The organism is Streptomyces sp. NPDC001450, from assembly GCF_053597295.1.
Genome location: NZ_JBSFHY010000142.1, coordinates 1 through 1,719, shown reverse-complemented (window position 1 = coordinate 1,719; position 1,719 = coordinate 1). Strand labels below are relative to the sequence as shown.

1 protein-coding gene is annotated in these 1,719 nt (G+C 70.2%); it reads left to right on the top strand.

Annotation, left to right across the window (positions count from 1 at the left end):
• Positions 1-187: 187 nt before the first annotated feature.
• On the top strand, positions 188-1,719 hold a 1,532-nt coding region (locus ACWC5O_RS45420), incomplete at its 3' end, for an IS481 family transposase (protein ID WP_450781390.1).

Sequence of the window (1,719 nt, the reverse complement as noted above, 5' to 3'; positions counted from 1 at the left end):
GCCCGCCGTAGGCGGGCCGCCTTGATCCAGTAAAGAAACTCTGAACAGCTCTGCTGCGCTGGGCTCTTGTCTTGTCTCGGTTGATGCTTGACGTTGTGGCTTCACTTGATGCTTGACACCGCTTGCCTCGGCTTGGCTGTGCGCGTCTGATCCGCGTGCAGGGAGGGCCGGGGCCGTGCTGGTGGAGCTGAGCGTGGTCGAGCAGCGGTATCACGCGGTGATGGAGGTCGCCGCGGGGGTTCCGGTCACCCAAGTCGCCGCCCGGTATGGGGTGTCGAGGCAGTCGGTGCACTCCTGGGTGCGCAAGTACGAGCAGTCGGGTCTGCCGGGATTGGCGGACCGGTCGCACCGGCCGGCCTCGTGTCCGCACCGGATCGCCGGGGAGGTGGAGGCGGTGGTGTGTGAGTTACGGCGCCGGCATCCCGGCTGGGGCCCGCGCAGGCTGGTGCACGAGCTGGGACGCAGGGGCATCACGCCGGTGCCGTCCAGGGCGACGGTCTACCGGATTCTGGTGCGCAACGGTCTGGTCGAGCCCGGGGTGCGCAAGCGGCGCCGGGCGGATTACCGCAGGTGGGAGCGGTCGACGGCGATGGAGCTGTGGCAGATGGACATTGTCGGGGGTGTCCTGCTGGCGGACGGCAGCGAGTGCAAGATGGTCACCGGGATCGATGACCACTCCCGGTTCATGGTGATCGCGAAGGTGGTGCAGCGGGCCACGGCCCGGGCGGTGTGTCTGGCCTTCGGCGAGGCGCTGTTGCGGTTCGGAGTGCCCGGCGAGGTGCTGACGGACAACGGCAAGCAGTTCACCGCCCGCTTCGGCTCCGGCAAGCCGGGAGAGACGATGTTCGACCGGATCTGCCGGGAGAACGGCATCGCGCACCGGCTGACGAAGCCGCAGTCCCCGACGACCACGGGGAAGATCGAACGCTTCCATCAGACTCTGCGGCGTGAACTCCTCGACGGCCATGAACCGTTCGTCGACCTGGCCACGGCGCAGGCGGTGGTGGATGCCTGGCTGGAGGACTACAACCGGATGCGGCCGCATCAGTCCCTGGACATGGCCGTCCCGGGCAGCCGGTTCGTTCCCCGGCCGCGGTCCGAGCAGGATGCGCTGCCGGTGGTCCTGCCCGCCCGCCTCGACCCGGTCCCGAATCCGGATGTCCCAGTGCCTCCGGCCGAGCCGGTTTCCTGGCCGATGGCCGAGGGTGAGGTCGGCGCGATCGAGCTGGAGCGGGTGGTTCCCGCGTCGGGGAACCTGAGCCTGCGTGGGCAGCAGATCTGGTTCGGCCCGGCTCTGGCGGGCACCACGGTGACCCTGCGGATCGACGTGAACCGGCTGCACGTTCTTATCGGCGGCGGCCGGCACAAGACGCTGCCCTCGAAGCTGTCCGGCCGGGATCTCAAAGCCCTGCTGGCAGGCGGGGGCGCCCGACCTGCTGGACCCTGGGCGGACGACCCCGGCCCGGCGAAGGACACGAAGGGGGCGGTGGAGGTGGACCGGACCGTCAACGCGGTCGGCTACGTCGGCCTGGGCGGTGACAAGGTCCTGGTCGGCTGGCCGTTCGCCGGACAGCGGGTCACCCTCCGGCTCGACGGGAAAGTCCTGCAGGTCCTGGACGAGCAGCGTGTTCTGCAGGCCACCCTGCCCAGCCCTCTGCCGCCCTCGGCCTGCGGGCGCCTGCAGGGTGCTCGTCCGGCCGGGCCGGCACCGCTGCTGCC